General features: G+C 49.6%; 20 protein-coding genes. 6 read left to right on the top strand and 14 right to left on the bottom strand.

The window, feature by feature from the left end; genetic code table 11:
* Nucleotides 1-37: 37 nt before the first annotated feature.
* The gene (locus GPK83_RS06890) at nt 38-1,318 is read right to left on the bottom strand and encodes an O-acetylhomoserine aminocarboxypropyltransferase/cysteine synthase family protein (RefSeq protein WP_215704351.1); all 1,281 of its coding nucleotides are present in this window, start codon (nt 1,316-1,318) and stop codon (nt 38-40) included.
* Nucleotides 1,319-1,635: 317 nt separating this feature from the next.
* Between GPK83_RS06890 and GPK83_RS06885 the strand changes: the two genes are divergently transcribed.
* Nucleotides 1,636-2,157 (top strand): zinc ribbon domain-containing protein, encoded by a 522-nt coding sequence (locus tag GPK83_RS06885; RefSeq protein WP_015554632.1) that lies wholly within the window; start codon nt 1,636-1,638, stop codon nt 2,155-2,157.
* A 118-nt stretch (nt 2,158-2,275) separates the two neighbouring features.
* Here GPK83_RS06885 and GPK83_RS06880 read toward each other — a convergent pair whose 3' ends face one another.
* The 6 genes from GPK83_RS06880 to GPK83_RS06855 all read right to left on the bottom strand — a co-directional run bounded on the left by GPK83_RS06880 (nt 2,276) and on the right by GPK83_RS06855 (nt 13,108).
* Nucleotides 2,276-3,154: a DUF368 domain-containing protein gene (locus GPK83_RS06880; protein ID WP_015554633.1), complete on the bottom strand. Its 879-nt coding sequence runs from the start codon at nt 3,152-3,154 to the stop codon at nt 2,276-2,278.
* Between the two features lie 124 nt (nt 3,155-3,278).
* Nucleotides 3,279-5,735 carry a DUF6449 domain-containing protein gene (locus GPK83_RS06875; protein ID WP_215704350.1) on the bottom strand — a complete coding sequence of 819 codons (2,457 nt, stop codon included), beginning with the start codon at nt 5,733-5,735 and terminating at the stop codon, nt 3,279-3,281.
* A complete protein-coding gene (locus tag GPK83_RS06870) occupies nt 5,710-6,609 on the bottom strand; it encodes an ABC transporter ATP-binding protein (protein ID WP_215704349.1) in 900 nt (299 codons plus the stop codon). The genes GPK83_RS06875 and GPK83_RS06870 overlap by 26 nt, the downstream gene beginning before the upstream one ends.
* Nucleotides 6,606-6,995, bottom strand: coding sequence for a GntR family transcriptional regulator (locus GPK83_RS06865; RefSeq protein WP_215704348.1), 390 nt, complete (start codon nt 6,993-6,995; stop codon nt 6,606-6,608). The genes GPK83_RS06870 and GPK83_RS06865 overlap by 4 nt, the downstream gene beginning before the upstream one ends.
* A 336-nt stretch (nt 6,996-7,331) precedes the next feature.
* The gene (gene nifJ, locus GPK83_RS06860; RefSeq protein WP_015554637.1) at nt 7,332-10,868 is read right to left on the bottom strand and encodes a pyruvate:ferredoxin (flavodoxin) oxidoreductase; all 3,537 of its coding nucleotides are present in this window, start codon (nt 10,866-10,868) and stop codon (nt 7,332-7,334) included.
* 485 nt (nt 10,869-11,353) lie between these two features.
* Nucleotides 11,354-13,108, bottom strand: a complete 1,755-nt coding sequence (locus GPK83_RS06855) for a VanW family protein (protein ID WP_215704347.1) — start codon at nt 13,106-13,108, stop codon at nt 11,354-11,356.
* Between the two features lie 200 nt (nt 13,109-13,308).
* On the opposite strand from GPK83_RS06855, the gene GPK83_RS06850 reads away from it, so the two are divergent.
* Nucleotides 13,309-14,172 (top strand): PHP domain-containing protein, encoded by an 864-nt coding sequence (locus tag GPK83_RS06850; RefSeq protein ID WP_215704346.1) that lies wholly within the window; start codon nt 13,309-13,311, stop codon nt 14,170-14,172.
* Here GPK83_RS06850 and GPK83_RS06845 read toward each other — a convergent pair.
* Nucleotides 14,169-14,636 carry a bifunctional precorrin-2 dehydrogenase/sirohydrochlorin ferrochelatase gene (locus GPK83_RS06845; protein ID WP_015554640.1) on the bottom strand — a complete coding sequence of 156 codons (468 nt, stop codon included), beginning with the start codon at nt 14,634-14,636 and terminating at the stop codon, nt 14,169-14,171. The two genes, GPK83_RS06850 and GPK83_RS06845, sit on opposite strands and share 4 nt — an antisense overlap.
* A 329-nt stretch (nt 14,637-14,965) precedes the next feature.
* Here GPK83_RS06845 and GPK83_RS06840 point away from each other — a divergent pair, with 329 nt between their 5' ends.
* Entirely contained in the window at nt 14,966-15,208 is a 243-nt protein-coding gene (locus GPK83_RS06840; RefSeq protein ID WP_015554641.1) for a hypothetical protein, read from the top strand.
* A gap of 60 nt (nt 15,209-15,268) precedes the next feature.
* On the opposite strand, the gene GPK83_RS06835 is transcribed toward GPK83_RS06840, so the two are convergent.
* The gene (locus GPK83_RS06835; RefSeq protein ID WP_015554642.1) at nt 15,269-16,438 is read right to left on the bottom strand and encodes an alanyl-tRNA editing protein; all 1,170 of its coding nucleotides are present in this window, start codon (nt 16,436-16,438) and stop codon (nt 15,269-15,271) included.
* A gap of 333 nt (nt 16,439-16,771) precedes the next feature.
* Here GPK83_RS06835 and GPK83_RS06830 point away from each other — a divergent pair, with 333 nt between their 5' ends.
* A complete protein-coding gene (locus GPK83_RS06830; RefSeq protein ID WP_117469690.1) occupies nt 16,772-17,008 on the top strand; it encodes a chorion class high-cysteine HCB protein 13 in 237 nt (78 codons plus the stop codon).
* Nucleotides 17,009-17,040: 32 nt separating this feature from the next.
* Here GPK83_RS06830 and GPK83_RS17125 read toward each other — a convergent pair whose 3' ends face one another.
* A complete protein-coding gene (locus tag GPK83_RS17125) occupies nt 17,041-17,169 on the bottom strand; it encodes a hypothetical protein (protein ID WP_275950620.1) in 129 nt (42 codons plus the stop codon).
* Nucleotides 17,170-17,292: 123 nt separating this feature from the next.
* On the opposite strand from GPK83_RS17125, the gene GPK83_RS06825 reads away from it, so the two are divergent.
* Together GPK83_RS06825 and GPK83_RS06820 are read left to right on the top strand one after the other, a co-directional pair.
* Complete coding sequence (locus GPK83_RS06825; protein WP_015554644.1) at nt 17,293-17,739, top strand: hypothetical protein; 447 nt, start codon at nt 17,293-17,295, stop codon at nt 17,737-17,739.
* Nucleotides 17,726-18,019, top strand: a complete 294-nt coding sequence (locus GPK83_RS06820; RefSeq protein WP_015554645.1) for a hypothetical protein — start codon at nt 17,726-17,728, stop codon at nt 18,017-18,019. The genes GPK83_RS06825 and GPK83_RS06820 overlap by 14 nt, the downstream gene beginning before the upstream one ends.
* A 123-nt stretch (nt 18,020-18,142) precedes the next feature.
* Here GPK83_RS06820 and GPK83_RS06815 read toward each other — a convergent pair whose 3' ends face one another.
* From GPK83_RS06815 to GPK83_RS06800, 4 genes are all read right to left on the bottom strand, one after another.
* Nucleotides 18,143-18,979, bottom strand: a complete 837-nt coding sequence (locus GPK83_RS06815; protein ID WP_215704345.1) for a hypothetical protein — start codon at nt 18,977-18,979, stop codon at nt 18,143-18,145.
* 212 nt (nt 18,980-19,191) lie between these two features.
* Nucleotides 19,192-21,174 carry a S9 family peptidase gene (locus tag GPK83_RS06810; protein ID WP_215704344.1) on the bottom strand — a complete coding sequence of 661 codons (1,983 nt, stop codon included), beginning with the start codon at nt 21,172-21,174 and terminating at the stop codon, nt 19,192-19,194.
* Between the two features lie 194 nt (nt 21,175-21,368).
* The gene (locus GPK83_RS06805; RefSeq protein WP_015554648.1) at nt 21,369-22,325 is read right to left on the bottom strand and encodes a dipeptide ABC transporter ATP-binding protein; all 957 of its coding nucleotides are present in this window, start codon (nt 22,323-22,325) and stop codon (nt 21,369-21,371) included.
* Nucleotides 22,325-23,329, bottom strand: coding sequence for an ABC transporter ATP-binding protein (locus tag GPK83_RS06800; protein WP_117552394.1), 1,005 nt, complete (start codon nt 23,327-23,329; stop codon nt 22,325-22,327). The genes GPK83_RS06805 and GPK83_RS06800 overlap by 1 nt, the downstream gene beginning before the upstream one ends.
* Nucleotides 23,330-23,337 lie beyond the last annotated feature (8 nt).

The raw sequence follows: 23,337 nt of genomic DNA, 5'->3' as shown, positions 1-23,337 counted from the left end.
CATCTGCTCCTCAACGCAGCCTGTGCATCAGGAGCATTTAATCTTCCAGTGCCTGTCTTAAATCTTCAATAATATCATCCGCATCCTCAATTCCAACACTGAGCCGGATCAGGGACGGATCAACTCCCGCCTCCACGAGCTGCTCATCGGTGAGCTGGCGGTGGGTATGGCTTGCCGGATGGAGAATGCAGGTTCTTGCATCGGCAACATGTGTGACGATAGCAACGAATTTCAGTTTGTCCATGAACTCTCCTGCCGCCTGTCTTCCGCCCTTTAATCCAAAAGAGATCACGCCGCAGCTTCCGTCCGGCATATATTTTTCAGCCAGAGCATGGTACTTATTTTCCTTTAAGCCTGGATAATTGACCCATGCCACGTCCTCTCTCGCAAGCAGCCACTCCGCAACCCTCTGGGCGTTCTCGCAATGCTTCGGCATTCTCAGGTGCAGGGTCTCAAGACCAACATTTAAAAGGAAGGAGTTCATCGGGGACGGGATCGAACCCAGATCACGCATAAGCTGCGCGGTCGCCTTTGTGATATAGGCTTTCTTACCGAAGCGCTCGGTATACACGATTCCGTGATAGGATTCATCCGGTGTGGTAAGTCCCGGGAATTTATCCGCATGGGCATTCCAGTCGAAGTTTCCGCTGTCAACGATGCAGCCGCCGACAGTCATCGCATGTCCGTCCATATATTTTGTGGTAGAATGGGTCACAATATCCGCGCCCCACTCGAACGGCCGGCAGTTGATCGGTGTCGCGAACGTATTATCCACGATAAGCGGCACCCCATGTCTGTGGGCAATCCGGGCAAACTTCTCAATGTCGAGAACGACAAGAGCAGGGTTCGCGATCGTCTCACCAAATACCATTTTTGTATTCGGGCGGAACGCCTTCTCGATCTCCTCCTCCGGTGCGTCCGGATCCACCAGTGTCACATCGATCCCCTGTTTCTTCATTGTCACTGTAAACAGGTTGGAGGTTCCGCCGTAGATCGTCGCTGCGCTGATAATATGGTCACCCGCATTGCAGATATTGAAGGCCGCATAGTAGTTCGCCGCCTGTCCGGAAGATGTGAGCATCGCAGCCACTCCGCCTTCCAGCTCACAGATCTTTTCCGCTACCGCATCATTCGTCGGGTTCGCAAGTCTTGTATAGAAATACCCATCTTCCTCCAGATCGAACAGTCTTCCCATCTGTTCGCTCGTCTCATATTTAAAAGTTGTGCTCTGATAAATCGGAAGAACTCTCGGCTCTCCGTTCTTTGGTTTCCATCCGCTCTGGATGCAGATCGTTGCCGGTTTTCTCTTTTCTCCCATGATCGTTTCCTCCATTATGTCTGACATATGGACTGCGCAGGAAGCGCAGACCTGCTGAATGCTTCCATCATAGCACACTTTATCTTCCACATCAACCTACTAAAGTCCTATAATTGTTCTGCGGTTACTGTATGCGGGCAGGAATTTTACGATCTGAAAATTCTGTACAATACAGCGGTGGCATTGGATTTTTCCGCCGTTTCATGAATCTGGCATTGGAAATTGACTTTTTCTTCTAAAAAGATTAAAATAGAGACAATATATAGCCGCCTTTTAAGGCGGCCGTACCAATCTACTTTCGAAAGGAGTTTATTGCAATGGCATTTTTTACAGATATGAAACGCAGCCTCACCGAAACCGGGAAACAGGTTGCCCAGAAGACAAAGGAGCTTTCTGACACTGTCCAGTTAAAGGCGCAGCTCTCAAGGGAGAAGGAGGCGCTGAACCGCCAGTATGCGCAGATCGGCAAAAAGGTATTCGAAGCCGCAAATGAAGCAGATGAGGAGGCCTACACCGCAGAATTCACCCTGATCCGCGAAAGCTTAAAGACCATCGACGAGCTTCAGGACAAGCTCTCCACCTTAGAAGGATTTATCCACTGTCCGGAATGCGGTGCAAAGATTGAAAAGACCTCTGCTTTCTGCAGCAAATGCGGCGCAAAGATCGCGGAGACAAAGCCGGAGGATGACGATATCGATGTTGTCGATACAGCCGAAGCGTCCGAAACCGCCGGAGAAGAAAAGACGGATGAGACCTGCACCTGCGAGACAGTACCGGATGAGAAGTTTGAGACCGAAGCTGCTGAGACAACTGTGAACGTTACAGAGGATCAGGAATAAGCTATTTCGCAATGGCGGGACCGGTCCTGTGGGACCGGGACTAAATAAATCGAGTAAAAAGACCGTCTGTGGGCATAGGATATCTTTCCTATCATTTCCCGCAGACGGTCTTTTTTATTTACCGCTCACCCACAAATACCGTAACGAAAGCCCCGGCAGCCATGAGGACGATTCCAAATAATATCTCCCACAGTGACAGGGAGCCGAGCTTCGATACAAGTCCCGTGTTGATAAAGATTGCGATCGGGGACGAGATCACGAGGCCTAAGATCGCGCAGAATGTCTGCACGCCGTACTTCTCAAAGAGGAACGTGATCAGCTTTGCGATCAGAAAGATTCCCAAAGCCACTCCGATCCCAAACGGCGCCAGGAGCAGGATCCCGTCCTTCATGCCCGCAAGGTCAAAGGCGCGGAGATTGTCAAGGAATGTCTTGATCGTATTGATGATCGCGTAATAATAGCCGAAGATCATCAGCATCATGGAGCCGGAAACACCCGGAATTACCATTGTGGCAGAAGCCACAATACCGAGGATAAATAAGATCACCATATTCCCCGGAGTCACCGCGATCACCGTGAGGGCATCCTTGCTCTCCTTTAAAAGCGGCATGCCGCCGGAGATCGCAAAGGCGATCACAAAGGCAAGGATTCCAAACACACCGACTCCGCCCGAAGATACCTTTGCCCTCATGGACGAAAAGATCGCCGGAAGTCCACCGAGAATCAGGCCCACAAATGCCATACAGGTAACGAAGGTATGCTTATCGAGCAGGTATTCGATGGCGTAGGTAAAACCCACAATGCCGATTCCGGCGCCGATAATGATCGGGATCAGAAACAGGATACTCTTTTTGAATTCCCGAAACAGGCCGGAGATCGAGCCGATGAGCCGGTCATAGATGCCGAGAGACACCGCCATCGTTCCGCCGGATACGCCCGGAATGATGTTCGCGATGCCGATCATGATCCCTTTTATGATATTTCCAAAAAATTCCATGATAAACCTCCGATTTTTCTATCCATATTCCAGATTCAGGAAACGGCAAAACCCGGCAGTTCCCTGCCAGGTTTTTCCTCTCCTATTCAGACTTGTTCGATTATACATGATATTCGTTGATCTATCAATCGTTTTTCATCACTCCGATGCCTTTTCTAACATATTTTGTACTGATTTTACTGTAATTTAACGCTTTCTCAATACACTCCGGAACCGTATCTCCCATGATCCGGTAGACCCGTTCATCCACAGTTCCATTTCCGGAGGAAAAGGCGCTGTCGGGTTTTATGGACACATCGATCTCGATTCCCATCTCATAGGTGCAGAGGCGGTTTCTGTCAAGCATGATCTCCGGCGCACTGGCGGAAAGAATCTCCTCGATCTTCCTTCGGTTCTCCTCTGACCCGTCATTTACAATGGTGATCATCTTCTGACCACCATAAGAAACAGCCTTCAATTCCGTTTCTGCCGTCACTCCCCCGCTTTTTTCGCTGATCGGGACGTCCTCTCCTGTGACCGCATTCTCCCCGGCTGCAGTACTCTCATACTCCGTCGGATACAGGATCTTTACCTGTGTGACATCATCCGCATAGAGCTTCGCTGTCACATCCGTGCCCGCCTGCTTTAAGAGGGCAATCGTCTTTGTAAAGGACGGATAGACCGGAACAAAGTTCACTATCTGCATATCTTCCATCTGGAATCCCTGGGAAGTATAGCCTCTCTGGGTGCTGATCGCGCCTAGATACTCATTCTCCGCCTTTGTGAGAAATCTCAGTGCTGCCACCGGAGCTTCGACGGCTCTCTCATTGATGGTGAGACCTGCCAGTTCCTCCTGATACGCCGCAAGGATCTCCGCGCGGAGTGTGTCATCCGCACTCACCTCAAGGATACCACGGTCTGACAGCCAGTAGATCCCCGTGATATTCTCCGGCTGATAGGACATCACCGGATATGTGCCGTCCTTGTACTCCTTCGTCGCATAGATCTCATCCAGGGTACTGCCAAGAACGGAACGGGTGATCCGGTAAGAACGATAAACCGTCTTTCCGTTTTTCTGCCGGTAGCCTGCCTGAATATAGATCATATAGCCGCCGTCATCGCGGTAGCTGTAGGAGCTGTCGCCTTTTATCTGCTGGTTTCTCTGCTGCTTCGCGTTCTCTACCGCCTTTTCCGCAAAGGCATGGACTACAGCGTAATCGGTAAGCTTCATATTTGCGTCCGCGTAATCACTTGAATTCATATAGCGCCAACGATACGAATCACCGCTCCGGTACGGAAGCCCACAGTCCGGCTCATTGTCAAGGTTCAGGTCGATGGATGCGGATACGAAGTCCTTTTCGTCCGGAATATAGGAATCATATCCAAAAACGTCCATCCAGAAGGTCCCCAACACAAGGAAAGCTATGACACCTCCGAGTACCGTCTGGACCGGATTTGCAAAAAGCTTCGTGAAATCAAAATGATAAATGATCTCGATGAGGCAGCTCGTAAGTACAAGTCCAAGTACAAAGCCGACCGCTGCCCATACGCCGCTGTAGTAGATGCTCCATAAGAATACCGTCGTGGTCACGGTCATCGGAATGAGAAGCAGGATCTTGATCGGCGCCTGAGTCTTCTTAAATGACATGGCCTTTCCCGCCGCCTCCGACGGTCGGATCCTATAGAGGACCAGTGCGATCCCGGTGAGGATCACCGCCGCAAAGATCCCGAGCCCGCAAAGCTTTAAGAGGTCTGCGCCGCTGTCAGCGGTACTCTGCAGCTCCATCTGGATCCTGGAAAATCCATAGTCGATATCGTCATAAAACTGGTCTGAGTGGAACGCATCAAGCCCCGCGCCTGCCAGTTTTGTGAAATAGCCGATGGGGGAACCGTATTTTGCAAGCCAATACACATCGCCTTCTCTTCCCCGTGTCACAAAGAACAGGGATTTTAAGCCCTCGATCAGCAGGGAGACCGCCGGCAAATATCCGTACAGAACGCCTGCGCCGAGGATCGAGATAAAGAGATTCCCTGTGAGAAGTACCGCAATCACCATCACCACATAGATCAGGAGAAATCCGATCATATTGACCGCGAAGGAAGCAAACATCATCTTGAAAAGATCGCCCGCCGCGATCCCGTTTCCGCAGAAAATTCCAAACGCCGCGAACATGTTGATCAGGTAAGCGGCCAGAATGATCAGGAATCCGTCAAGGAATTTCACGGTAAACAGCATCTCCCTCTTCACAGGGAGGCTGTTGTAAAAATCGATCTGTTTCTTTGAGTGGAGATACAAAAATCCTGTGAGTCCGAGGATCATCGCCGCGGCTCCAACCACCATAAAAAGGGCATAGTTTTCAAAACCCAGGATCTCACCGGCAAGCCGCAGGATCTTCGTCTGGCGCAGTGCCTCCGGCACCATATTCTCGTATCCGGTTCCGGAGATCAGCCATTGTTTGTACTGGTTTCCGATCTCACCGATCCCCATGGCTGCCGCCATCGGCATCGCAAAAAACAGTGCCAGAACCGAGAAACCGATGGCCCAGAGTCTTCGCTTCAGGTCCTCCTTCATAAGTTTAAAAAATAAGTTTCTTGATGTCATATCCTGCCACCTCCGTTTCACTGATAAAGATCTCTTCCAAAGACAGCGGGATCAGCTCGAAGAACAGCGGTTCGCACGCCGCCATCTGCCGTTCTACATTCTCCCTCGAACCGCGGACGGTGATCGTCGCAAGACTTCCCCTGTATTCTGTCTTTAAGATATCAAGCTCCGTAAGATCTTCCACTTTTATGCCGGGTTTTAAGACACACTGGATCTTGTGAATGTTTAACTTCATATCGTCCAGATCCTTGGAGAGCAGGATCCCGCCTTTGTGTAAAAGGCCGACATGATCACAGATATCCTCCAGCTCTCTCAGGTTGTGGGATGCGATGATCGGAGTCAGATTCCGCTCCGCCATATCGCTCGCGAACAGGCTCTTTACCGCCTGACGCATCACCGGATCCAGACCGTCGAAGGTCTCGTCGCAGAAGATATAGTCCGTCCCCGCGCAGATTCCGTAAAGAATGGAAAGCTGTTTTTTCATTCCCTTTGAAAATGTGGAGATCTTTCTCTTTTTGTCCAGATCAAAGGACTGTAAGAGATGGAAAAATCTTGGCTCATCAAAAGCCGGGTAGATAGACTTATAAAATTTCATAAGCTCCAACGGGGTTCCGTTAGCGAAAAAATACTGGTCATCTGAAATATAAAAGAATCTCGCTTTCACCGCCGGGTTCTCGTACACGTTTTCACCATCGATCAGCACCTCGCCCTCATCCGGTTTTAAGATTCCGCTGACCATACGCAGAAATGTACTTTTTCCGGCGCCGTTCGTTCCGATCAGTCCGAACACACTGCCGTCCCTGATCTTTGCGCTGATGTGATCGACCGCCAGAATATCATCAAACCGTTTTGTCAATCCACTTGTCTCAATCATGCTTCTCCACCTCCGTTCCTCTTTGCCGCTTTATACTGGATCTCTACCATATTTTTGATCTCATCGCCGGGAATTCCCACCCGGATCGCCTCATCGATCATGTCACTCACCTGAAGGAGAACTTCCTTCTTCCTGTTTTCCTTCATCACTGTATTATCTGCCACAAAACTTCCCTTCCCCTTCACTGTGTAAATATACCCCTGCCGCTCCAGTTCCACATAGGCGCGCTGGATCGTATTCGGATTGATGGACAGCTCCATCGCAAGACTTCTTACCGACGGCAGCGGTTCATTCTCTTTCATAGCGCCGAGCAGCATCAGCTCCTCGAACTTTGAAACCACCTGTTCGTAGATCGGGCGGCGGTCTTTGTAATCTAATAGAATCATAGGCATCCTCCTTTCTATGCAGCTTGCGACTTTGATGCGCAGCCCTGTACAAAAAGCGCTTATGCAAGCAAGCTTACAACACACTTTTTCGCACATGTCTGTTCGCGTCTCAGCTGTATGAATACTCTTAATACACTTAATATAGTAAAAAAGACCCGTAATGTCAATGAACATCACCGGTCTTTTCTCTTACGGAATTCTTACGATACAGTACAGTCTCGTACATGCACAAATTTTCACCAGCTGCCCACCGGCAGTTTCTTCCGGGCACACCGCAGCGCAAAAAGACCCCGGCCACAGCTGAAGCTGTTCCGGGGTCTTTCATGATTCTGTTAATTATTTCTCATCGTAGAGTGTAACTAACTTCTCAAGGTAAGCGTACTTATCCTTAGCATTCTGCTCTGCCTTAGCAAACAGCTTCTCAGCTCTTGCCGGGTTCTTAAGTGCGAGGGATGTGTAACGAACCTCACCCTTGATGAACTCCTGGTAGTCAACGGTAGCCGGCTTGCAGTCAAGGCTGAACTTCTTGCCCTCAGCTGCCGGGTTGAATCTGAAGAGATTCCAGTAACCGGACTGAACAGCAAGCTTCTCCTCTGTCTGAGCCTTTGCCATACCCTTCTTGATACCATGGTTGATACACGGAGCGTATGCAATGATCAGGGACGGTCCCGGATATGCCTCAGCCTCAGCGATTGCCTTGATGGTCTGGTTCATATCAGCACCCATGGAGATCTGTGCAACGTATACATAGCCATAGCTCATAGCGATTGCAGCAAGGTCTTTCTGCTTAACTTCTTTACCGCCTGCAGCGAACTGAGCAACAGCACCTGTCGGAGTAGCCTTGGAGGACTGTCCGCCTGTGTTGGAGTAAACCTCAGTGTTGAATACCATAATGTTGATATCTTTGCCGCTTGCAAGTACGTGGTCAACGCCGTTGAATCCGATATCGTAAGCCCAACCGTCACCACCGAAGATCCACTGGGACTTCTTAGCCAGGAAGTCTTTGTTCTTGACGATGTCCTTGCATGTCGGGCAGTCAACGTTCTCAAGAGCAGCTACGAGTTTGTCAGTTGCAGCACCGTTTGTAGCACCAACACCGAATGTGTCTAACCACTCCTGGCATGCAGCTTTTACTTCTGCTGTTGCGTTCTCGTTTGCAGCAACTTCCTCAACTTTAGCCTTTAAGCCATCGCGGATTGCCTGCTGAGCGAGTAACATACCATAACCAAACTCAGCGTTATCCTCGAACAGGGAGTTAGACCAAGCCGGTCCTTTGCCTGCCTTGTTTGCTGTGTAAGGTGTGGACGGTGAAGAGTTACCCCAGATAGAAGTACATCCTGTTGCGTTTGCGATGTACATTCTGTCACCGAATAACTGTGTGATCAGTTTTGCGTACGGCGGCTCACCACAGCCTGCGCATGCGCCGGAGAACTCAAGGAGCGGCTGTTTGAACTGGCTGCCCTTTACAGTTGTCTCTTTGAATTTATCGATTACATCCTGTTTGATGTCAAGTGTCTGGCCGTAGTTGAATACTTCCTGCTCTGCAGCGTTTCCTTCAAGCGGAACCATTGTAAGAGCCTTCTCACCCTTCTTGCCCGGGCATACGTTCGCACAGGAACCACATCCGGTACAGTCAAGAGCGGAGATCGTCATAGCAAACTTGTACTCCGGCATACCAGTCATCGGGATGGTCTTTGTGCCAGCCGGTGCCTTAGCAGCCTCTTCCTCTGTCATAGCTACCGGACGGATAACTGCGTGCGGGCAGACATAGGAACAGAAGTTACACTGGATACAGTTGTCCGGATTCCAAACCGGTACGTTAACTGCGATACCACGTTTCTCGTATGCAGCGGAACCGGACGGAGTTGTACCGTCAACATAATCCTTGAATGCGGATACCGGGAGGTTGTTACCTTCCTGAGCGTTTACAGCAGCCTGGATGTTGTTAACGAAGTTGATAACATCCTCGCGGCCCTCTGTAGCGTGAACCATGTCAAGACCTTCGTCTTCACAGTTCTTCCAGCTCTCCGGAACCTGAACCTCTACGAGTCCCTTAGCGCCGGCATCGATCGCTGCCCAGTTCTTCATAACAACGTCTTCACCCTTACGGCCGTAAGTAGCCTTTGCAGCTGCTTTCATAAGCTCGTTTGCTTTGTCAGCCGGGATGATCTTTGTTAATTCGAAGAATGCGGACTGAAGGATTGTGTTGATACGGGTCGGGCCCATGCCTGTCTCGATACCAAGTTTAACACCGTCGATGGTGTAGAATTTGATGTTGTGGTCAGCGATGAACTTCTTAACCTGTCCCGGTAAGTGTTTCTCAAGGCCCTCAGCATCCCACGGGCAGTTGAGAAGGAATGTACCGCCGTCAACAAGTTCCTGAACCATGTTGTACTTGCGGATGTATGCCGGGTTATGGCATGCAACGAAGTTTGCTTTGTGGATCAGGTATGTGGACTTGATCGGAGTATGTCCGAAACGTAAGTGGGACATTGTAACACCGCCGGACTTCTTGGAGTCATAATCGAAGTAAGCCTGAGCGTACATGTCTGTGTTGTCACCGATGATCTTGATGGAGTTCTTGTTAGCACCTACAGTACCGTCTGCGCCAAGACCCCAGAACTTACAGTTTGTAGTTCCTTCCGGAGTTGTAACAAGCGGAGCGCCTAACTGTAAGGAAAGGTATGTCACATCATCGTTGATACCGATTGTGAATCTCTTCTTCTCTGTGTTCTCGTATACAGCAACGATCTGTGCCGGTGTTGTATCCTTGGAACCAAGACCGTAACGGCCTGTGAATACCGGAACCTTATCGAACTTGGAGCCCTTTAATGCTGCAACAACATCAAGGTATAACGGCTCGCCGATGGAACCCGGCTCTTTTGTTCTGTCGAGTACGGAAATCTGCTTAACAGTATCCGGAATTGCCTCGATCAGGGCTTCTGTACAGAACGGTCTGTACAGACGAACTTTGACAACGCCGACCTTCTTACCCTGTTTTGCAAGGTAGTCGATTGTCTCCTCGATTGTATCGTTTACGGAACCCATAGCGATGATAACGTGCTCAGCGTCAGCAGCTCCGTAGTAGTTGAACAGCTTGTAATCTGTGCCGATCTTAGCATTTACTTTATCCATGTACTCCTGTACGATTGCCGGAAGAGCATCGTAGTACGGGTTACATGCCTCTCTTGCCTGGAAGAAGATATCCGGGTTCTGAGCGGAACCTCTCTGTACCGGATGGTTCGGGTTCAGAGCGTTCTTACGGAATGCATCAATGGCGTCCATATCAGCCATTTCTTTTAAATCTTCGTAATCCCATGTCTCGATCTTCTGGATCTCGTGGGAAGTACGGAAACCGTCGAAGAAGTTGATGAACGGAACTTTACCCTTTAATGCTGCAAGGTGTGCAACCGGTGTTAAATCCATAACTTCCTGTACGCTGGATTCGCAGAGCATTGCGCATCCGGTCTGACGACAGGCATAAACGTCGGAGTGGTCACCGAAAATATTTAATGCGTGAGTTGCTACACAACGAGCGGATACGTTGAATACGCCCGGAAGCTGCTCACCAGCGATCTTATAGAGATCCGGGATCATAAGAAGAAGACCCTGAGAAGCTGTATAAGTTGTTGTTAATGCACCTGCTGCAAGGGAGCCATGTACGGCACCGGCAGCACCTGCCTCGGACTGCATCTCAGTAATCTGTACCGGCTGTCCGAACATGTTTGTTCTTCCATCGGTTGCCCATTCATCGGTAGCTTCCGCCATCGGAGAAGAAGGGGTAATCGGGTAGATGGCTGCTACATCCGTAAATGCATAGGAAGCATGAGCGGCTGCATGGTTACCATCCATGGTTTTCATTTTTCTTGCCATAGTTGATTTCCTCCTATAAAGTGTATAAATATGTAAATATTTATTTAACTAGCTTGTGTCCTGCATACACAGAACATCTATAGATTATTATAGCAATTTTTCCCTAAAATGCAAATCAAAAACACTGGAATCATGTACCAAATCATAAACAATATTAAAATTTCCGTACCATCTTTCCACATTATGGAATATTATCCGCATTGTGAGAATAGTTATTTGGTTAGTTCTAAGAAACTAATATTTCAGCTCCGAGTTAGCTTTGGCAAACCAATACATCAATAAAGACCTTTCATTTTGATATGTATTTCCTTTAAATAAAAAGTGGCAATCCAGGAAATGTATTTTATTCCTGTTCACCACTTTTTTATATAAAGTAAGGATTTAATTTTCCATGCACTCAGCTGACCAGTTTTTTCAGCCACGGATAATCCGTTCTATGTGACAGACTCGGTCTCTTACCGGCAAGTGAAATCCTCTTCTGTCTCTTACTGCCCATTCGGAGAAATCAGCCCCATGTCAGATGGTGCCTGGTTCGTCTCCGCCGCAGCCGCCGTCGTGGCCTCGTTCACATATCCTGGACCATAATTCTCGCCCGGGGATGGCACTGCCGTTGTCGGCGCAGCTGTTGTCTCCAGTGCCGTCGTCGCCGCCGCTGTTGTCTCTGCAGGTGCTGCTGCCGTTGTCTCTCCCGCTGCCTCAGAGGACGCAGCCGATGCATCGGCAGATGCAGATTCTGTCGCTGCCACAGTACCGGAAGTGTTGCGCTTGATGGTCGCCGCCTTTCCGGTGTAGGTGCTGTTGTGGAGAAGCACATCGCTCACAACCTGTCCGTTCTTCTTCGTGATCAGCTTTGTCTGCCATCTGCTGCCCGGAGTTGCCGCTTTCGCAACGACCTCTACACCCGGCTCCAGTGTTGGATCCTCGACGTAGGTCGGTGTCGGCGGATCCAGCTCCTTAATCTTCTCAGAATGCATGGAAACAGTCACGCCGTCTTCCAGAATCGGATTTCCGTAGATGGATACCGTCAGTGTCTGGTTGGAGTATGCCGCCTTGATTCCCACTGCAGTCTTTGAGTTGTTTACAAACCGCAGATCCGGACCGGCATAGCCGTCGTAGCTGACCATTGCATCCTCACCGGGAGTTACATAGGACGGCTCGTAGGTATGGGCATGGCGCTCAGTGGTCTTGAGACCTGCGAATACGACCGCATTGTAAAGAGTCGAGGACACCTGGCAGACACCGCCGCCCGGTTCCTGTACCACAACGCCGTTTGAGTAGGCGCCCGCCGGTTTGTAACCTTTTTCCGTTGTACGGTTTCCCGTCATCTTATTGAAGGAGAATTCCTCGCCAGGCTTAATGATCGTTCCGTTGATCGCCGCGCAGGCAAGACGGATATTCTCATTTCTGTCCTTGTTTGTCGTTGTCTTTGTCGTGTAGGTTCCGATGCGCTTAAAATTTTCCCGCGCCTGGGCCTCCGTGATCTCCGGCTGGACCTCGTCTGCTGTCGCCGTGATCGTCTTATTGTACTCTCCCGCCTTCATAGCAGAGAGAATATCAGATGTGAGTTTCTCCTGATCGATCTTCTTTCCGGTCTGGGCACCGGCAAATGTGAATTTATCGGATGCCTTATCATAAGTAGAGATCGATCCATTCTTCGGCTCCACATCCCATTTTGCGGCAAGCGCTTTTACTTCCACCTGAACCGCGTCATCGAGACCGTCAGTCTCCACGGTATAATCCCCGGATTCCTTCTTCGCAAATGCTTTTTCGATTACAGCGTCCACATTCGCTTCCATCAGGTTCGGGAGATCCGCGGTCTCATCGCCGAAGGAGACCTTCATCTCCCAGCCCATATCTTCCAGGACCTTCTTGATCGCCTCTGTTTTTGTCAGACCATGGACCTGGACTCCGTTCACAGTGATCTCCGCTGCCATCTCTGTCTCAGGCTCTGTCGTCTCTGTCTCCGATTCACTTTCCACGCTGGTTTTATCGTCTTCGGACCGCGCGCAGCTCTGAAAGCCCACCGCCGCACAGATCAGTAAGATCAGAACTCCGATCACGATCAGTACGATCTTTGCCATATCCGGTCCCTGGCGTCTTCCGCGCCGTCTTCCGGAACCTCCTCTTCTGGATCCGGTTCCCCGGCTTCTCGCATTCTGGACTGCCATGATGCGGTCCGCGCTGCTTGACTGGCGGAAACGTCTTCCGCCCGCTCTGCTGTTTCTGTATGTGTCACTCATTTCTTCTCACCTTTTATCTTAAACCATTGATGTTCTCTGCTCCGTCAGTTCAGTATTTCAAGGGTGCAGATATGCAGGTACTAGTATAGCATAATTTATAGAAAATGGAATAACAGAAATCTTAAATTTTATTCACAATTTTGTCTCAAATATGTTAAACTAGGTAACAGTTGGAAATTATTTCGGAAAGGATATTTATTATGAAATTAATAGATCTTCACATACACTCCACCGCCTCCGACGGCTCCTTAACTCCCACGGAGGTCGTAAACCGCGCCAACGATCTCGGTCTCACCGCAATGGCCCTCACGGACCATGATACCGTCGCAGGAATCGACGAGGCCCTTGAAGCCGCAAAAGATCTTGACATGGAGGTCATCCCGGGAATTGAGGTCTCCTGTATCTATAAAGGAAAAGAGATCCATATCCTGGGGCTCTACATTGATCATAAGGATCCGAAGCTGCTCTCCTTTCTAAAGGAAGCGTCCAGAAAACGCTATGACCGCAATATGGAAATGTTGACCGCATTTAATAAGGATGGATTTGAGATCACTGAGGAAGATCTCCTCTGCGGAAATCCCGGAACCGTCATCACCCGTGCTCATTTTGCGAGAGCGCTCTTAAAGAACGGATATGTAACTTCCGTTGACCAGGCTTTTAAAAAATATTTAAACCCGGACCGCCCATATTACCGATCCAGGGAACTTATCACCCCGGAGGAAGTTCTCGCGACACTTCTCGGCTCCGGCGGTTTCCCGGTTCTCGCCCATCCGCTCCAGTATAAGCTCGGCTGGGCCGGCACGGAGGAACTCGTCTCCATGCTCACTGACCATGGTCTCCGCGGTCTCGAGTGTTTCCACTCTTCCAATAACCAGGATGAGAGCGGAAAGCTCCGCAAACTCGCAAAAAAATACTCCCTCGCCCTCACTGGCGGCTCTGACTTTCACGGTGCCGCAAAACCCGATATCGAGATCGGTTCCGGCCGCGGTGGGCTTCGGGTTTCGGCGCTTTACCTGGATGATATCAAACTTTCTATGTTCATGGCTGGAGTGGGCAGAAGCTAAACAGCTATTGTTCTCAATATTTGCCGTACCGCCGCAGAGATCTTCGCCGCCAGCCTATGATCTCCCCCGCCGGAAGTTATTCCGACAACCGTATCGCCGTCTTTCGCGATTCCCGGAAAATAAAAATCACATTGATCCCGGTTTGACGCATTGTTTACCGGGATCTTTTTTTTGCGGCAGTCACAGACTATCTTTTCATTTACCTCCGGGGCTGCTGCTGCAAGAACAAATACAAATCGAGAAGCTTCTCCCACATTTCCCAGACTTTCAAGGTCCGTCTCATCATATCGTTTTTTCTTCCAGAGAACCTTTTCCCGCAGTTCCTCACATACTTCCGGAGATACAACAGTGATCTCGCACCCGAACTCCAAAAGCGTCCGCACCCTCCTCATCGCGATCTTTCCGCCGCCGACTACAAGCACTTGCCGCCCCTCAAGGTCCACAAACAATGGAAAATATGCCATTTTTTTCGATCCTTTCCCGGTTTTTGGTACATTTTCGACAGTCCGCCCTGCCTCCGCCAGATCTTTCCCATAAATTCCATAAAAATCCAGTTTAGGTTGTTAAAATTTTATCTATTCCGTCGATTGTTTTTTCCTTACCCATCTGGTAGAATTCAAATCGTTAAAAGAAAAACGAAGTGACAAAGCAAAACAAGCGTAACTGGAATGAAAACAGGATTCGTAACAGCTGCCATGTATCCGCCCGGAGAACTGTCGGAGACAGCTTTCACAGGCAATGGCACTAAGAAGTTACAGCCAGTTACAATCACCTTTTAAGGAGGTAACGAATTATGAAATTAAAAATGAGAAACATTTCCAATCTTGATACATTTTTCAAAGTCATCAACCAGTGTGACGGCGCTGTTGAGTTAAGTCTTCCGGAGGGCGGAAGCGTAAACTTAAAATCCAAGCTCAGCCAGTACTTCTCAATGGCTACCGTATTTTCTAACGGCAGTATCAAGGAGTTAAGCCTCACCACTCACAACGATGAAGATTCCAAGCGCCTGATCCAGTACATGGTTCAGGGCTGCTAAGCAGATCACAATAAAGCTGTCCCCACCGCGCCAAAAGGCAGCGGCAGGTTTAGCCCGCCGCTAGTCGGCCATAACAAACCCTCTGGCGGCCAGACTGGAGAGCAATTCTTCCTTCCTTGCGAAGAAAGTTCCCTGTGCCATCTGGCTGCTGCCCCCGCCTCTCCCGGAGAGTTCCCCATTTAATTCCTTCGAGAGAGCGCGCATATCCTCGCTCTGGCTCCCCAGAACATAAGAGAATCCCCCATTCACACTTTCTGACAGAGCGAGGACAATCCCCCCCTTCTTACCTTCCAGCGCGAAATTCACAAAATGGCGGAGTTCCGTCATATCGAGTCCGTCTTCTATCCAGCAGATCTTGCTATTTCCACCGTTTAACTGATCCGCATAGATCTTCATGAGTTTTCTTGACATCTCCGAGCACTTTGCCTGCGTCATCGTCAGCTCATTTTTTACCTTTTCCACAGCATCCGCAGTCTTTCCAGCCTTTGCGGATAAAAGAACAGAGATCTTCTGAAGCTCTTCTCTCTTTTTCTCATAATCCATAACTGCAGCCTCACCACAGAGCAGGGAAATTCTCACGCCGCCCTTGTAGTGGATCATGGTCAGGAACTTTACAAGTCCGATCTCCCCCGTCGTCTTCACATGGGTACCACAGCAGGCACAGGTATCACCGCCAGGGATGCTGACGATACGGATAGCACCGGTGAGTTCTTTTTTGCTCCGATAATCCATATGGGCAAGTTCCTCAGCAGACGGGAATCCCGCATATATCTCCCGATCTTCCCAGATAATTCTGTTTGCCTTCTTCTCAATCTCCATGAGATCTTCCCACTCTAACAGGCCATTGAGATCGATGGTGATCTCCTCAGTCCCCATATGGAATCCCACATTGTCATACCCATACTTCGCGTGAATCAGCCCGGACACAAGATGTTCGCCAGAATGTCCCTGCATATTCTGGAATCTTCTGTCCCAGTTGATCTCACCTGTCACAGTCTCACCGACCGCAAGCGGCGCATCCGTATAGTGGACGATCTCTCCCTTTACATCATGGACTGCCGTTACATGCGCTCCGCCAAGAATTCCTGTATCATATGGCTGTCCGCCGCCTTCCGGATAGAATGCGGTCTGGTCCAGAGCCACCTCATATCCCTTTTTCCCTTTTTCGCAGGAAAGTACTTTCGCCTCGAATGTGCGGATATATGCGGAATCATAGAATAGTTTTTTCATAATTCGTTTCTCCTCTTATATTTCTGCTAGTGTACCTAGGCGCCGCTGCCGTCCACACGATATCCATCCGGAGCCACCGTGTTGGTCAGCAGGCTACCATTTTTCTTCCCATCTCTTATAAAAATTGCTGCGGGTATCTTTGCTGACTTTTCACTTTCCCATCATACCACATGAAGCAGCAAAAGTACACTCACGTTCGGTCCATATAGAATTTTTCCTTCAGCAACTGCTTCTGCCGGGAATGAACTGCAACATTTTTCATCTTCAGAGTGAAAGTCTGACATGCCATGATGCATATACTGGAAGTGTAAAGATAATTCCGGAGGAATTAACATGAGTGATTTAGCTGCTACAAACTGTGGATGTGGATGCGATGCTCCGGCATCAGGATGCGGCGGATGCGGCAACAACATGATCTGGATCATCCTGCTCCTGTGCTGCTGCGGCGGATACGGACATAACGGCGGTGGATGCGGATGCGGCAACGGCTGCGACAACAGCTGTATCTGGATCATTCTCCTTCTCTGCTGCTGCGGCGGATGGGGAAATGGATGCGGTTTCGGCTGCTGACCGAACCGGCATCTCAAGATACTGTGGGGCGGCTAACGGCCGCCCTTTCTGTTCGTTCTCTCTGTATTTTCTTCTTTCTGAGGCCTGTTTTCCTTTTTTCTCCTCTCGCACTCCTCATCGATCTCGTAGACAGTATTTCCATCTATGACAAGTCTTCCCACGTTCTCTCCTCCCTGGGCTGGAGTCCCTTTCCCTATATTTTATTCCCCTGTCCTCTTTTCCGTGCATTTTTCGCATGAATCCGCCGGTCCTCTCATATATTGTCACATGCAGGAGGTCCCAATATGAGTGAAAAAGATTTAAAGCTGACCGACCTGGACTATGCCACAGGTGATCATCACTTACAGATGATGAAGGCCGCTCTTCCCTATCTGGATATCAGACGGCAGCGGTCTCTCTCCATGTTCATCCGTGCCAGGGAGATGATGCACACCATGGAATTTTTCCGGGAGAACGATGACGGGATGATGAGCGTATGTTCCCTGGAGTCCCCGAACCCATCCGTCGAAGATATGCTGAGTGCAGTCCGCCCATATGCAAATAAGGCGGAACAGGATACCATCGATATGATCTCTCGCTTTCTTGCCAGCCGCCGCGGACGATCCGGTTCCGGGCTCACTCCGGAACAGCTGTTTTCCATTCTTCCCCCGGATATGCAGGCACAATACGAAACCCTGCAGTTAGTCATGCAGAGTTTTGCCCCAGGAGGATCTGCCCATGGAACAACATGATCAGGAAAGATCCTGGAAATCAGATCCGCGGCTCCATCACATGGATGCGAAAAAGATCGCTTTACTGGCTTCCTTCGCCGATGAACTGGCCGCAGCCCCAGAAGCTCAAAGAATGAATCTATTTTTAGATCTGCACCGGAAGATGCGGCAGTCCAATCTGGTTTTTTCCAGCGAGGAGCGGGATCTGCTCTTTTCCATCCTGACAGAAAATCTGTCGCCGGATGGCAGAAAGAAGGCAGAAATGATCCGTCGCCTTGCCGGACAGTTCTCACCAAAATAAGGTGTATTCTGTCCTGCAAGATTTAGAGATGTCTGCTGCAGGCAAAACCATCAGGTGCGTATAGTCAAAAAGATCCCTGGAATTTCGCCACCAGTGTGAGCGATTCCAGGGATCTCTTTACTTTTACATTCCTTCCAGTTCTTCCACCTCACCGGCGATCATGATTCTCGTTCCGGAATCCATAGACTGAATCAGCATTCTCACATAGGACTGGGCAAGCTGAATCCCGCAGAAAGACTTATTCTTTGCGCCGGATTGCTGGCAGTTGACCACAAGAGCCGGGTATCCTTCAGAACCTTCCTCCGGTTTCAGGATCATGCCAAAGTTCGAGAACGCTCGCATCTCCTCCAGATTCACATACTGGTTCGACAACAAGCCAGACGGCTTCTTTGCGGTGATAACACCGAATCCATCCGCTTCCGGATCTGTGATCCAGTAATCGTCCGATGTCAGTTTATGATACGGGACGAGACTTCCCGGATCATTTTCGTTTCCAAAGGTGCTCTCCAGGCGGTAAGCGCCGTAAATATCGGAATCTTCTCCCTGTGCGCCGGAAATATAACAGTTGACAGAGAAATTCTCCTGCCAAACCCCGTTTTCCGTTCTGGAGAGGTAGAGCATTCTCGAATTCCCCGGCAGCTGTTTTCTTTTCACTTTTACAACTTTATCGCTGGAACCATTTCCTGTATTTGTCTTTACCATGTCGGTATCATTTTCTATATTATTTATGATCAGAACCAGGCTGTTCACATCATCTGCGATTCCCATCTTGTCGATCCAGCGTCCCTTGTCCTGCTGAGTCTTCCATCCAAGATCCACCGCAACCTCGTCATCTGCCGTCTGTGTCTCCAATGTGATTGTATCTACCTGGGTAGTTTTTGCCGCACCAAACACCGTTCCGCCGGAAATTCCGATCGCCGCTGTCAGCGCAAGAAATATCGCATATAAGCGTTTTCGCATGCAAAAATCTCCTTTTAAAATCAAATTCCGCACATAGGTCAAAAAGACCCACGCTTATATGTATAGTACCATACTTTACACCGCTTGTCACTGAAAAATGCATACTGACGAAATTTTGCCACAAAAATCCCCCGGCCAGCCGCATTTCCGCTGCCAGCCGGGGAACTTCTTATATCTTCAGTCTGCAGGTGCTGCCGCGCCCTGCCTTCTCTTTACTTCAAATACTTCTCAAACCACCCCATCATCTCCGTCATTCTGCGGATTCTGTGTTTCGGTTTACCGCTTCTTGAGAGTTCGTGGTTCTCGCCATGGAAGAGGCACATGCGGGCTTCAACGCCGAAGTATTTTAACGCGGAGAACATCTGGATCGCGTCGCCCATCCAGCAGCGGTAGTCTTCGTCTGACTGGATAAAGAGGGTCGGAGTTTTCGCCATGTTCGCGTATTTGAGCGGGGAGTGCTGCCACATCTTCTCCTGGCTGTTCCACGGATCTGCCTTGATCTGATCCATATTGAAGTAATAGCCAATATCGGTGGTCATGCACTTGGATACCCAGTTGGAGATACTTCTCTGGGAGCAGGCTGCCGCGAATCTTGTGGTATTTCCGATTACCCAGTTTGTCATAAATCCGCCGTAGCTTCCGCCCATAACGCCCAGATGCTTCTCATCAACCTGCGGATAGCGCTTCAATACCTCATCTGTGAGTGCCATGCAGCATTCAAAGTCGATTCCGCCGTGCTTTCCGGTAATGTCAGCGAACTCATTTCCGCGTCCGTCGCTTCCTAACGGGTTTGTAAAGAATACAAAGTATCCGGCGTTCGCGAATACCTCACTCTCGTGGAAGAAGGTCGGTCCAAAGGTTGCCCGCGGGCCGCCGTGGATCGTTAAGATACCAGGATATGTCTTATCCGGGTCGAAGTTCACCGGTTTGATCACATAGCCGTCCAGCTCCAGATCTTTATATGTAAAGATAAACTCCTCAACCGGGCAAACACTTCTCTCCGCCATCACCGCGTCGTTAAAGGAAGTGAGCTTCGTCTCCTCTTTTCCGTCAAAGGCGTAGCACTCGGTGAGCCCCATATCACGCATTCCTGTAAAGTAAATGGTATCGCCGGACTTCGCCAGTGTGTGGACGCTTCCCTGGCGGTCCAGGATCGTCTCCATATGTCCCTTGGCATCAAAGGTGCGGATCACACTCTGTTTTCTTAATGTAGCGATAAAGTAGATCTTATCCTCGTCATGAACTGCGGAGACACCGTCCGCGAACTTGCAGTCACAGCAGATGGAGTTGTGGACGCTGTCATCGTAATCGGAAAGAAGCTCCACTTTGCCGTCCTCTACTGTATACAGCTTGTCATTCTCGTTGAAACCGTATTCCTTCATGTAGGAACCGAAGAAGGTCACTTTGCCTTTCAGGATGCACGCGTAGTCGATGCTCATATCCTTCTGCTCCACAAGGGTCTCAAGCTCACCGGTGGAGACCGTATACTGCTTTAATCCCTGGTAAACATCCTTCTTGTCGGTATAAAGACTGGAAACATAGAGGATTGTATCGTCTCCCTCTACCCAGGAAGCCTCAACATTCTCATAATCCGGAGTCACGATCTCGCAGGAGCCGCTTTCCAGATCATAGACCGCCAGTCTTGTTCTCTTCTTATTTACAATGCCCTGACCATTTGCCCAGAACGGAAGCTCGTCGAATACCTCGTAGTCCTTCTCTTCCTTCCAGGCCTTGAGAGCGGCCTTTTTCTCCTCGCCCTCTTCCATATGAGAGAGATCCGGCTTATTGTAATCATATTTTACCGTGAGGACAAGTTTATTTCCGGCCTTTTTCATCTTCACTGCCTTATACGGAACAGCGAAAGCAAGCTGTGCTTCACCGCCGTGGATATTTAAGGTATAGAAGCAGGTCCAGTCTTCCTCATTCTTCGCTTTTTCCTGATAAGCCTTCTCACGGTCCGCAATAAAGAGGACCGTCTCGGAATCCATCCAGATAAATGTGCGTTCTTTCTTTCCGCTTGTCAGTCTGGACGTTTTCTTTGTCTCCATATCATAGAGCCATAAGCAGGACTCATAGCAGTTGTCCTTCTCGCTGGCATCCACCACCGCCATCACCGCGTGCTTTCCATCCGGTGCCGGGGTAAAGATCGTGGGATAATGATAATTTGTAAAGTCTCTGATATCGATCTGTTTCATGGTTCCAGGTCCTCTCTTTCCTTTTTATATATGTAGTTTTATCGCAGGATCATTTCCCTGTCAAATTTATTATACTTACAAAAGAAGCTGCCCTCACAGCCCTGCACAGCATCCACTGCATCCATTTCTGTCGGCATTTCCTATTACACAAAATACCCCCGCCAGAATACCGGCGGGGGCATACGAATGTCTCCTTATTTGCCTTCCGTCAGATGGCATGCCACGAAATGATTCGGTTCGATCTCGCGGAGTACCGGTTCCTCGCTTCTGCAACGGTCTGTCGCATACGGACAGCGGGCAGCAAAACGGCAGCCTGGCTTCGGGTTGATCGGGGAAGTGATCTCACCCTTTAAGATGATACGCTCTCTCTTCTTTTTCAGGCTTGGTACCGGAATTGCAGAGAGCAGAGCCTGTGTATACGGATGAGTCGGCTTATCGAAAAGCTGTTCAGACGGAGCTTTCTCGATGAGCTGTCCAAGATACATAACCGCGATATCATCCGCAAAGTGGTTGACAACGGAAAGGTCGTGTGTGATGAAGATATAGGTCAATCCCATCTGTTCCTGAAGATCCTGCATCAGGTTTAAGATCTGTGCCTGAATGGATACGTCAAGGGCAGAAACCGGCTCGTCGCATACAATAAGCTTCGGTTTCATCGCAAGCGCTCTCGCGATACCGATACGCTGGCGGCGGCCGCCGTCAAGCTCATGCGGATATGTATTGATCAGGCGGTCCGCAAGACCTACGACCTGCATCAGCTCACGCACACGGTCCATACGGGCTTTCGGGTCCGTAATAAGCTTCTGGAGCTTTAACGGCTCAGCAATGATCTCACTGACTGTTTTTCTCGGGTCAAGGGACGCGTACGGGTCCTGAAAGATCAACTGCATGTCACGTCTTAAGAGACGGAGTTCATTTTTATTCTTTTTACATACATCCTCACCGTCGAAGATGACCTCACCGGAGGTCGGCTCGATGAGACGTAAGATCGAACGTCCTGTGGTGGACTTACCGCATCCGGACTCACCTACGATACCGAGGGTCTTTCCACGTTCCAGAGTGAAGTTCACGTCATCGACCGCATGGAGCAGTCCCTTTGGAGTGTTGAAATATTTTTTCAGGTGTTTTACTTCAAGGATCGTATCTGCCATTACTGCTCACTCCTTTCAATGGAAAATCCCGGCTCTTCGTAGCGGACGCAGCGCACATAATGCGTATCGCTCGCCCACTTCTTTTCCGGTCTGTCTTTTTTGCACGCTTCTGTGCAGTACTTACATCTCGGGGAGAACGGGCAGCCTTTCGGAAGGTTTGTCGGATCCGGCATCAGGCCCGGAATCGGCTGAAGTCTCGCCTTGCGGTCCTCAATGTTCGGAAGAGAACCGAAAAGACCTTCTGTGTATGGGTGCATGGTATGGTTGAAGATATCTTCCAGAGTTCCATGCTCAACGATCTGTCCGGCATATACAACGGAGACCTCATCACAGACCTCTGCGATAATTCCCAGATCATGGGTGATCATGATCATCGCGGATCCAAATTTCTTTCTTAAATCCTTCATCGTCTCGAGAACCTGTGCCTGAATTGTCACATCGAGAGCGGTTGTCGGCTCATCGGCAAGAAGGAGCTTCGGGTTGCAGGCAAGAGCCATAGCGATAACGACACGCTGCTTCATACCACCGGAGAACTGGTGCGGATACTCGCCGAAACGTTCTCTCGGGATACCTACCACTTCCAGCATATCGCCGGCTTTCTGTTCAGCCTCTTTCTCACTGATCTTATCATGGAGCTTGATAACCTCGGCGATCTGGTCACCGACGGTGAGCACCGGGTTTAAGGATGTCATCGGATCCTGGAAGATCATGGAAACGGTATTTCCACGGATCGCCTCCAGCTCCTTCTGCGGCATATTTAAGATATCTTTTCCGTCAAGAAAGATGGAACCGTTTTTAATAACTCCCGGCGGGTCCGGAACGAGACGCAGGATTGAAAGAGCGGTTGTTGTCTTTCCGGATCCGGTCTCTCCTACCAGTCCTAATGTTTTTCCGTGCTCTAACTGGATATCAATGCCGTTTACCGCCTCTACAACGCCGTCATCGGTCTCATAATGGATCACAAGATCCTTAATATCAAGAATTAAGTTTTTGTTATCTTCCAATATTTTGT

This window comes from Clostridium sp. MCC328 (genome assembly GCF_018785465.1).
GTDB lineage: Bacteria > Bacillota > Clostridia > Lachnospirales > Lachnospiraceae > Pilosibacter > Pilosibacter fragilis.
The sequence above is the reverse complement of the archived record's forward strand: the minus strand, read 5'-3'. Positions and strand labels throughout refer to the sequence as shown.

Coding starts and splice junctions, on each gene's coding strand:
- GPK83_RS06890 (WP_215704351.1), bottom strand. CDS start 1,318: ATGGGAGAAAAGAGAAAACCGGCAACGATCTGCATCCAGAGCGGATGG.
- GPK83_RS06885 (WP_015554632.1), top strand. CDS start 1,636: ATGGCATTTTTTACAGATATGAAACGCAGCCTCACCGAAACCGGGAAA.
- GPK83_RS06880 (WP_015554633.1), bottom strand. CDS start 3,154: ATGGAATTTTTTGGAAATATCATAAAAGGGATCATGATCGGCATCGCG.
- GPK83_RS06875 (WP_215704350.1), bottom strand. CDS start 5,735: ATGACATCAAGAAACTTATTTTTTAAACTTATGAAGGAGGACCTGAAG.
- GPK83_RS06870 (WP_215704349.1), bottom strand. CDS start 6,609: ATGATTGAGACAAGTGGATTGACAAAACGGTTTGATGATATTCTGGCG.
- GPK83_RS06865 (WP_215704348.1), bottom strand. CDS start 6,995: ATGATTCTATTAGATTACAAAGACCGCCGCCCGATCTACGAACAGGTG.
- nifJ (WP_015554637.1), bottom strand. CDS start 10,868: ATGGCAAGAAAAATGAAAACCATGGATGGTAACCATGCAGCCGCTCAT.
- GPK83_RS06855 (WP_215704347.1), bottom strand. CDS start 13,108: ATGAGTGACACATACAGAAACAGCAGAGCGGGCGGAAGACGTTTCCGC.
- GPK83_RS06850 (WP_215704346.1), top strand. CDS start 13,309: ATGAAATTAATAGATCTTCACATACACTCCACCGCCTCCGACGGCTCC.
- GPK83_RS06845 (WP_015554640.1), bottom strand. CDS start 14,636: ATGGCATATTTTCCATTGTTTGTGGACCTTGAGGGGCGGCAAGTGCTT.
- GPK83_RS06840 (WP_015554641.1), top strand. CDS start 14,966: ATGAAATTAAAAATGAGAAACATTTCCAATCTTGATACATTTTTCAAA.
- GPK83_RS06835 (WP_015554642.1), bottom strand. CDS start 16,438: ATGAAAAAACTATTCTATGATTCCGCATATATCCGCACATTCGAGGCG.
- GPK83_RS06830 (WP_117469690.1), top strand. CDS start 16,772: ATGAGTGATTTAGCTGCTACAAACTGTGGATGTGGATGCGATGCTCCG.
- GPK83_RS06825 (WP_015554644.1), top strand. CDS start 17,293: ATGAGTGAAAAAGATTTAAAGCTGACCGACCTGGACTATGCCACAGGT.
- GPK83_RS06820 (WP_015554645.1), top strand. CDS start 17,726: ATGGAACAACATGATCAGGAAAGATCCTGGAAATCAGATCCGCGGCTC.
- GPK83_RS06815 (WP_215704345.1), bottom strand. CDS start 18,979: ATGCGAAAACGCTTATATGCGATATTTCTTGCGCTGACAGCGGCGATC.
- GPK83_RS06810 (WP_215704344.1), bottom strand. CDS start 21,174: ATGAAACAGATCGATATCAGAGACTTTACAAATTATCATTATCCCACG.
- GPK83_RS06805 (WP_015554648.1), bottom strand. CDS start 22,325: ATGGCAGATACGATCCTTGAAGTAAAACACCTGAAAAAATATTTCAAC.